The sequence below is a fragment of the Pseudomonas sp. HMWF006 genome, from assembly GCF_003061205.1.
Classification (GTDB): domain Bacteria; phylum Pseudomonadota; class Gammaproteobacteria; order Pseudomonadales; family Pseudomonadaceae; genus Aquipseudomonas; species Aquipseudomonas monsensis.
In genome coordinates this window covers 21,210-30,311 of record NZ_QAIU01000503.1, presented here as the reverse complement: position 1 = coordinate 30,311, position 9,102 = coordinate 21,210, and the positions used below count along the sequence as shown (strand labels likewise).

At 60.3% G+C, this 9,102-nt stretch carries 9 protein-coding genes and 1 pseudogene; 8 read left to right on the top strand and 2 right to left on the bottom strand.

From position 1 onward, the window contains the following. From atuD to DBR24_RS22400, 5 genes and pseudogenes are all read left to right on the top strand, one after another. Positions 1-616 (top strand): annotated as a pseudogene (gene atuD, locus DBR24_RS22420) (citronellyl-CoA dehydrogenase); the annotation flags it as partial. After that, complete coding sequence (locus tag DBR24_RS22415; protein WP_128615832.1) at positions 613-1,410, top strand: enoyl-CoA hydratase/isomerase family protein; 798 nt, start codon at positions 613-615, stop codon at positions 1,408-1,410. The pseudogene atuD and the gene DBR24_RS22415, both read left to right, overlap by 4 nt. A gap of 119 nt (positions 1,411-1,529) precedes the next feature. Further along, positions 1,530-3,491, top strand: a complete 1,962-nt coding sequence (locus DBR24_RS22410) for an acetyl/propionyl/methylcrotonyl-CoA carboxylase subunit alpha (protein ID WP_128615831.1) — start codon at positions 1,530-1,532, stop codon at positions 3,489-3,491. Positions 3,492-3,561: 70 nt separating this feature from the next. Beyond that, positions 3,562-4,104, top strand: a complete 543-nt coding sequence (locus DBR24_RS22405; protein ID WP_128615830.1) for an exonuclease domain-containing protein — start codon at positions 3,562-3,564, stop codon at positions 4,102-4,104. Positions 4,105-4,210: 106 nt separating this feature from the next. Continuing rightward, positions 4,211-4,495, top strand: a complete 285-nt coding sequence (locus tag DBR24_RS22400) for a pyrimidine/purine nucleoside phosphorylase (RefSeq protein ID WP_007940055.1) — start codon at positions 4,211-4,213, stop codon at positions 4,493-4,495. A 70-nt stretch (positions 4,496-4,565) separates the two neighbouring features. On the opposite strand, the gene DBR24_RS22395 is transcribed toward DBR24_RS22400, so the two are convergent. After that, positions 4,566-5,372, bottom strand: a complete 807-nt coding sequence (locus DBR24_RS22395; protein WP_128615829.1) for an MOSC domain-containing protein — start codon at positions 5,370-5,372, stop codon at positions 4,566-4,568. Between the two features lie 142 nt (positions 5,373-5,514). Beyond that, positions 5,515-6,450: a chemotaxis protein CheV gene (locus DBR24_RS22390; protein ID WP_003226705.1), complete on the bottom strand. Its 936-nt coding sequence runs from the start codon at positions 6,448-6,450 to the stop codon at positions 5,515-5,517. A gap of 453 nt (positions 6,451-6,903) precedes the next feature. Here DBR24_RS22390 and DBR24_RS22385 point away from each other — a divergent pair, with 453 nt between their 5' ends. The 3 genes from DBR24_RS22385 to DBR24_RS33280 all read left to right on the top strand — a co-directional run. Next, a complete protein-coding gene (locus tag DBR24_RS22385; RefSeq protein ID WP_123466468.1) occupies positions 6,904-7,374 on the top strand; it encodes a hypothetical protein in 471 nt (156 codons plus the stop codon). A 492-nt stretch (positions 7,375-7,866) separates the two neighbouring features. Continuing rightward, a complete protein-coding gene (locus DBR24_RS22380) occupies positions 7,867-8,760 on the top strand; it encodes a sensor histidine kinase (RefSeq protein WP_123466469.1) in 894 nt (297 codons plus the stop codon). Then, a partial coding sequence (locus DBR24_RS33280) for a response regulator transcription factor (protein WP_371921343.1) occupies positions 8,757-9,102 on the top strand: 346 nt, incomplete at its 3' end. The genes DBR24_RS22380 and DBR24_RS33280, both read left to right, overlap by 4 nt.

Below are 9,102 nucleotides of genomic sequence, written 5' to 3'. Positions count from 1 at the left end.
GTCACTGATCATGGTGCCGATGAACACCCCGGGGATCAGCCTCAGTTCGCACCTGGACAAACTCGGCATGCGCAGTTCGGAAACCGCCCAGGTGTTTTTCGATAACGTTCGCGTGCCGCAGCGCAACCGCATCGGCCACGAAGGCGCCGGCTTCATGATGCAGATGCTGCAGTTTCAGGAAGAACGCCTGTTCGGTGCGGCGAACATGATCAAGGGCCTGGAATATTGCGTCGACAGCACCATCGAGTACTGCAAGGAGCGCAAGACCTTCGGCAACGCACTGATCGACAATCAGGTGATCCACTTCCGCCTTGCCGAGTTGCAGACTGAAATCGAATGCCTGCGCGCGCTGGTCTATCAGGCTACCGAGCAGTATGTGAGGGGCCAGGACGTCACGCGTCTGGCGTCGATGGCCAAGCTCAAGGCCGGACGCCTCGGCCGCGAAGTCAGCGACAGCTGCCTGCAATATTGGGGCGGCATGGGCTTCATGTGGGACAACCCGGTAGCCCGCGCCTATCGCGATGTGCGGCTGGTGTCGATTGGCGGCGGCGCCGACGAAATCATGCTCGGGATCATCTGCAAACTGATGGGCATACTGCCGGGGAAAAACAAATGAGCCCCCTGCCCACTTGCCAGACCCTGCTGCTCGAAGAACATGGCGGCGTGTTGCACATCACCCTCAATCGCCCGGACAGCCGCAATGCGATGAGCCTGCAGATGGTTGCGGAACTGCGTGCGGTGTTGGCGGCTGTGCGGGATGACCGCCGTGTTCGCGCTCTGGTGCTCAGTGGCGCCGGCGGCCATTTCTGTGCCGGTGGCGACATCAAAGACATGGCCAATGCCCGCGCCCAGGGGGCTGCAGCCTATCGCGAGTTGAACCGCGCTTTCGGCGCCCTGCTGGAGGAAGCTCAGCACGCGCCGCAAGTGCTGATCTCCGTGCTACAGGGCGCAGTGCTGGGCGGCGGGTTCGGCCTGGCCTGCGTCAGTGACATCGCCATCGCCGATCACCAGGCGCAGTTCGGTCTGCCCGAAACCAGCCTCGGCCTGCTGCCGGCGCAGATCGCCCCGTTTGTGGTGCAGCGCATCGGCCTCACCGAAACCCGCCGACTGGCACTGACCGCGGCGCGCTTCGACGGCCATCAGGCGCGACGCCTGGGGCTGGTGCACTTTGTCGAGCAGGACCCGCAGGCGCTGGCCGAGCGCCTCGATGAGGTTCTGCAGCATGTGTTGTGTTGCGCACCGGAGGCGAACGCCATGACCAAGAAGTTACTGCTGGCCAGCGCCGGGCAACCGTCGAGTGAATTGCTGGATGAGGCGGCGCAGTGGTTCAGCGAAGCGGTAACCGGGGCCGAAGGGATCGAGGGCACCATGGCCTTTGTGCAAAAGCGTAAACCCGGGTGGGCCCTTTAAAAGCATCGTAAGCAAGCTCACTCCTACAAGGGGATTTGCGTCACTCACACTATCTGTAGCAGTGAGCCTGCACGCGATGAGGCCAACACATTCACCGCCACAATTTCAGGAACATGACTATGCCCGCCATCCACAAAATCCTGATCGCCAACCGCGGTGAAATCGCCTGCCGCATCCAGCGCACCGCCCAGGCTCTGGGCTATCGCACGGTCGCCGTGTTCAGCGACGCCGACGCCGATGCTCTGCACGTGCAGATGGCCGACCAGGCAGTGAACATCGGCCCGGCACCGGTGCAACAGTCCTACCTGAACATCCCGGCGATCCTCGACGCCGCGCGCCGTAGCGGCGCCGACGCGATCCATCCCGGCTACGGCTTCCTCTCGGAAAATGCCGGGTTCGCCCGGGCCTGCGCAGAGGCTGGCCTGACCTTTATCGGCCCGAGTGCCGAGGCCATCGAGCTGATGGGCAGCAAGCGCCTGTCGAAAATCGCCATGCTCGACGCCGGCGTGCCGTGCATCGCGGGCTACCAGGGCGCCGCGCAGGACGATGCGACTTTGCTGCGCGAAGCCGAACACATCGGCTATCCACTGATGATCAAGGCCAGTGCCGGCGGTGGTGGTCGCGGCATGCGCCTGGTGCACAGCGCAGCCGATTTGCCGGCGCAACTGCGCACCGCCCGCTCGGAAGCGATGAGCGCGTTCGGCAGCGACGAGTTGATCCTCGAACAGGCGCTGATCGAACCGCGGCACGTCGAAGTGCAAGTGTTCGGCGATCAACATGGCCAGCTCATCTACCTCGGCGAACGTGACTGCTCCGTCCAGCGCCGCCATCAGAAAGTCATCGAAGAAGCACCGTGCCCGGTGATGACCGCCGAGCTGCGTCAGGCCATGGGGGAAGCGGCGCTCAAGGGTGGACGCGCTGTCAACTATGTCGGCGCCGGCACCGTGGAGTTTCTGCTCGACGCACGTGGGCAGTTTTATTTTCTGGAGATGAATACCCGGCTGCAGGTGGAGCATCCGGTGACCGAACTGATCACCGGGCTGGACCTGGTCGCCTGGCAGCTACTGGTCGCCGAAGGGCAACCACTGCCGCTGACGCAGGACCAGGTCCTGCTCGACGGCCATGCCATGGAGGTGCGCCTCTATGCCGAAGATCCGGCGCAGGATTTCCTGCCGCAGACCGGTCGCGTCACCGCGTGGGAACCGGCGCTGCAACCCGGCACCCGCATCGATCATGGCCTGTACGAAGGCCAGTCGATCAGCCCGTTCTACGACCCGATGCTCGGCAAACTGATCGCCCACGGCGCGACCCGCGACGAAGCCCGGCGCAAACTGTTGCGGGCGGTACAGGACAGCGTGTTGCTGGGTGTGCAAAGCAATCAACGGTTGCTGGCCAGCCTGCTGCAGCACCCGCAGTTCATCCGTGGCGAATTCAGCACGGCGTTCATCCCTGAGTACTTCAGCGATCACCCCAGCCTGCATCGCTACGTGCCGAGTGCCGAGCAACTGGCAATGGCCGCCGTCCTGTTTTACCAGGCCGCCGCCCAAGGGCATCGCACCTCATTGAAAGGCTGGCGCAACAACGCCAGTGTGCCGCTGCATTATCGCCTCGGCCTCGACGACCAGGACTGGACGCTGCAACTGCATGCCGGGCGCGATGGCTGTTTTCAGGTACAGGTGCTTGAGCGCACATTCGAACTGAAACTCATCAACTGCAATGCACGTTCAGTGACCCTGGAAATCGATGGCCTGCAGCAACGCCATGCTTTTCGCCAGGCGGCCGATCAACTGTGGCTGTTCGTCCATCCCGGCAGTCTGCATCTGGAGGATCGAACTCACGCCATCATCAGCAGTCAGATCAGCGTCAGTTCCGGCACCCTCAAGGCACCGATGGACGGCGCCATCGTCGACGTCCTGGTCAGCGAAGGCAGCGCGGTCAGCAAAGGTCAGCTGCTGGTGGTGCTGGAAGCAATGAAAATGGAGCATCCGCTCAAGGCCGGCATCGACGGCGTGCTCAAGCGGGTGCAGGTCAAGGTTGGCGATCAGGTAAAAAATCGTCAGGTTCTGTTGCAGGTCGAGTAGTCGCCCAGACACAAACGCCGGGTTTGACTACGCTCTGATGAATCAGGACGCGGAAATCAGGAACCCTGCGATGCCACACTGGCTGGTCATAGATCTGGAAGCCACCACCGATGAGGGGGGCTGGCCGGTCACCGAGATGGAAATTATCGAGATCGGCGCAACACTCGTCGATCGCGCCGGACGCGAGCAGGATCACTTTCAGCGCTTCGTCAAACCGACTCGGCGGCCCTTGCTGACGCCGTTTTGCCGTGAACTGACGCACATCACCCAGGCCAATATTGACGCTGCGCAGCCGTTAAGCGAAGTCTGGCCGGCGTTCGAACGCTGGCTCGCCCAGCATCAGGCGCGGCTCGAAGGCTGGGCCAGTTGGGGCGATTACGACCGAAAGCAATTGCTGCAAGAGTGGCAGCGCCTGCAACTCGACAGCGGTTTGAGCCGGGTGCCGCACATGAACCTCAAGCAGCGCTTTGCCAAGGCGCGACGCCTGGAGCGACCGCTGGGCCTCAACGGTGCATTGCAACTGGCCGGCTTGCAGTTCAGTGGCCAACAGCATCGCGCCCTGGAAGATGCGCGCAACACTGCGCGGTTGCTGCCGCTGGTCTTGCCACTCTAGGGTCAATTCGAGAACTCACTGGACAGTTGCCAGGCAGGTGACGGCGCCAGAAGCCTTGTGCATACTGGCCGCCTCCATTTTTTAGCCCTTTTTCGAGGAATCGCCCATGTTTAAAGTCAACGAGTACTTCGACGGCACCGTCAAGTCGATCGCCTTTGGCACTGCTGAAGGTCCGGCGACCATCGGCGTCATGGCCCCGGGCGAATACGAATTCGGCACCAGCCAGCGCGAAATCATGCACGTCGTTTCCGGCGCTCTGACGGTCAAACTGCCGGACAGCAGCGACTGGGAAACCTTCGCCGCCGGCAGCCAGTTCAACGTTCCGGCCAACAGCAAGTTCCAGCTGAAAGTCGCCGTCGACACCGCTTACCTGTGCGAATACCGCGGCTGATACCGCGGTTTTTCCCGGCGCAAAAAAATGCCCGTGTCCAAGGACACGGGCATTTTCATTTCAGGGCCGGTTACTCGAGGATTTCCACCGGCATTCCGACTTGCAACTGACCCTTGCTGTCGTTGACCAGATTCTGCCCGAACATTGCGCCGTCGGCCTGGGCACGGTATTTCTGCAAGGTCGCCAGCGGTTCGCGATCGGCACTGCGCTCGCCGGTCTGCGGATCGATGGTGGTCAGAATGCACCGCGAGCACGGCTTCACGACCCGGAACTCAACATCACCGATACGGATCCGCTTCCAGCCATCCTCGGCGAACGCCTCGCTGCCCTCGATCACCAGATTCGGTCGGAAACGCAGCATCTCCAGCGGCCGCCCAACCTTTTGTACCAGGTCCTGCAACGACGCCTCACCGATCAGCAACAACGGGAAGCCGTCGGCAAACGCAACCTGGTCGTCCTCATGGCCATAACCGGATTGAGTCATGCGAGCGCGACTCAGTGGCACCTGCACCAGCCGCGTGGGTTTGCCAATGAACTCGCTGACCCAGCGGGCCGCGTCTTCGCCGGCATCCGGAACGCGCAAGGTATCGCGCCAGATGGTCACGCCGCGCAGGTCGGAATCAGCCTCAGGCAATGGCACCTCCAGCGCTGCGTGCCCGGGAGCGCTCAGGGTCAAACCGCCCTGCGCATTCCACAGCGCCGCCAGCTGGCTCATTTTCGCTTCGGCGCGCTGGGTCAGGAACCGTCCGCTGGCCTCGTCCACCAGCATCCAGCGGCGGTCACCTTCAAGGCCCAGTTTGTCCAGGCCAATCGATTGCAGAATCTCGGGCTTGCCGGATTTCAACGGGTAACGATAAAGCGCGCTCAGACGCAGCATGGCCAGCTCCCTGGTGGCTAAAGAAAGCCACCCTATACGAGCTTTATCTGCGAATCAAAGCCTGAGTCCGGGCACTGCACGACAACGCAGGCGCAGCGTCGCTTCACTCGACAGCGCCTACGGATGCCGTGGGGTGGTGTGATCAGGCCGGCACTTCATCCAGCATCAGACGCTGACGCACTACATCGACCAGTTTGTCCGGCTGGAATTTGGAGAGGAAGTTGTCACAGCCGACCTTCTTCACCATCGAGTCGTTGAAACTGCCCGACAGAGACGTGTGCAACACCACGTACAGCCCACGCAGGCGCGGGTCGTTACGGATTTCGGTGGTCAGGCGATAGCCGTCCATTTCCGGCATTTCCGCGTCGGTGAAGACCATCAGCAATTTGTCGGTCATGTTCACGCCGGTGTCAGCCCAGGCCTTGAGCATGTTCAGCGCCTTCAGACCGTCGCTGGCAATGTGCATTTTCACCCCGAGCTGGCCGAGGGTGTCGCGCAATTGCGAGAGCGCCACGTTGGAGTCGTCCACCAGCAGCACTTCACGGCCACGGGCGCGCTCCAGCACCGGATCATCGAGTTTGTCGCGGGACACCTTGGCGTTGTACGGGACGATTTCGGCGAGCACTTTCTCGACGTCGATGATTTCCACCAGTTGATCGTCGACCTTGCTGATGGCCGTCAGGTAATGCTGGCGGCCGGCGCTGGTCGGCGGCGGCAGGATCGCTTCCCAGTTCATGTTGACGATGCGGTCCACGCCACCGACCAGGAACGCCTGCACCGAACGGTTGTACTCGGTCACGATGATCGTGCTGTTCGGCCCGGGCACCAACGGACGCATGCCGATCGCCTGGGACAGGTCGATCACCGGCAAGGTCTGCCCGCGCAGATTGACCACACCGCACACGAACGGGTGACGTTGTGGCATCAAGGTCAGTTTCGGCAGTTGCAGGACTTCCTGCACCTTGAACACGTTGATTGCGAACAATTGGCGTCCGGCCAGTCGAAACATGAGAATTTCCAGGCGATTCTCACCCACCAGTTGCGTGCGTTGGTCTACCGTGTCGAGAATGCCGGCCATCAATGACTCCTGGGCTTGTTCTGTTGAATTCACTAAGAAGGGTTATCGGCGGTAAATAACGAATCTTGATTCCCGCAAAATTCGCCATCAAAATGCCACAGCCGGGCATTGATGTCACATTAACATCATGCTTTACTGGCTCTCGTGATTTCATTTGCTACAGTCCTGACGGCGCGACCTCGGTTCGCACGTTAGGTTCCCGCGCCTAAGGGATTCCCCTAGTCACAATCAGGCCCAACCTGATGTTCGCAATATCCAATAGCCATTAATGTGACGCCATTCTCATTGCATGAACGGAGTCAGGCTATTGTGTGCGATCGCAGGTCAGTGGAAACACATCCTCTCGAAACCCCGGATCTGTGCACCTGCGCAGTGGGGCGCGATCTCGCGACGGTGCATGATCGTCGGCACACACGGCATTCCCTCATCAGACATGACGTTGTGGAGATAAGCATGCCTATCGACCGTAAAGAGTGGACCCAGCGGTTCCCCGAATTTCTTGTCGAGGCCGAAACGCTCCTGGCCAAGTCCGAAGAATGCCTCAGTCACCTGCAACTGATCAGCAATGACAAGGACGCCATCGACTGCATGCTCAGCACGCTGCTCAAACTCGCGAGCCGGGCCCAGGCCCTGGCGCTTGAGGCGGTGTCCGAGTTTTCCCTGAATATCCACGATCTGCTCATTCAGGCCCAGGATCAGATCGACCTGCACGAACAGGCGCTGCAAGCCTTGCAGGACTGCCTGACCTTGATGGCCTGGCAGCTTGAGCTGGTCGATCCGAGCACCGGCCAGCTGAGCCTCGATGAAAGCGAACAGGCTTCGCTGATCGAGGCATTTGCCTTCCAGGTCGGCCAGACCCGGTTCCAGCCAGCCATGACGGGCAAACGTTTGGCGCCCCTTTCCTGGTCGGAGCGACAGGCCTGACCGGCGCGAGTAGACACTGAGCTGCTCAGTGAGACTGCCATGCCACATGTCGCAAATGAATAGTTCATACCTGCCAGCGACATAACGAATTAAATAATTGCGCCTGACCGAGACGGATCTTTTCCGGCGACCTCAGGGTTTTCCTGTGTGCAGCTAAAGCCATCAACTTGCGCTGCCGGCGATATCCACGCAAGACAATTAAACGGGGTTTCCATAATGGAACTCGCGTCCAACACGGCGTATTTCCTGACTCATTGGACATATATAGCAAACGCGACCAACGGTATCTTAAGTGGTATTATGCCGCCCATTAGTTGCTTTCAATTAATGGCACAGTGACTTCAGTGATCGACAATCATGCAAAGTTTGCCGTCAACTTTCGCTTACTGATCCGCGTTGAAACCAATAACATTATTGACAGTATTTCCAGACAGAGATCCGCCCGCGACCGGTCGATCTACCCGCAGCGAACATCCATTGGCTCCATCCGTTATGTACGCCAGCCTCAAGTCAATCATCACATGGCCACCTTCCCGGGAAAACGCCCGCCGGTTCACACTCATACTGTGTATCGCGGCAGCGCTTGGCAGTCTGCTGACCTATGGTTTTTCCGCGCCCGTTCACGTCGGGCTGCTGCTGCTCAACTTCGCCGCGACCGCGTGTGTCTGGGTGCAATATCGGCTGTCGCGCAAATCGATCAAGTTCCAGCCACAGGAACTCGCCGACCGCTTGCTGGAAGTTCAGGAAAACGAGCGTCACCGACTCAGTCGCGAACTGCACGACGATATCGGTCAATTGCTGACGGCCGCCAAGCTGCAGAGTGAGTGGCTGAAAAGGCGAATACCGGAAGATCTGCAGGAACACTGCACAACCCTGTGCGACACCCTGGAAGAAACGCTGAACAAAGTGCGCGATGTTTCGGCCATTCTCAATCCACGACAGTTGACCAGTCTCGGTCTTGAAGCCAGCCTGCGTGCGCACTTGCTCAAGACCATGGCCAACACCAACGTGCACTGGAGCCTTGATTGCCAGCAGCGGCTCAATGGCATTCCGGAAGAAATGGCGGTCGCCGCCTTTCGAATCACCCAGGAAGCGGTCACCAATATTCTGCGTCACGCCCAGGCGAAAAATCTGCTGATTCGTGTACAACGGTTGCCGCAAGGCCTGACGTTGCTGATCAGCGATGACGGTCAGGGGTTCGCCCCGGCTGTCGATCCCGGGCGAGAAGGACAACGCGGCATGGCCGGGATGGCCGAACGGATCGAGCAACTGGGTGGCACCCTGAGCGTCAGCAGTGAGCCTGGCAAAGGCACTCGAATCGAAGCACTCTTCCCCTGGGCGCCTCGGGCACTCGAGCGGGCCAGTACGAATAAGGTTATGCGTTGACTTGCAACTTACTTCTGGTGGATGACCACTCGCTGATCAGGGCCGGCGTGCGCGCTCTGGTGCTGGATATTCCCGGTTACGCGGTGATTGGCGAAGCCAATGACGGCTCGCAGTTGCTCGAAATGGTCGAGCAACTGAATCCCGATATCGTGTTGCTGGATATCTCCATGAAAGAAACCGGCGGCCTGGAAGCCCTGCAACGGCTCAAACGCGTGCGCCCGCAGAGCAAAGTGCTGATCCTGTCGATGCACACCGACCCCGCCCTGATCATGCAGGCGCTGGAGTCCGGCGCCCACGGCTACCTGCTCAAGGACACCACGGCCACCGAACTCGAACACGCGC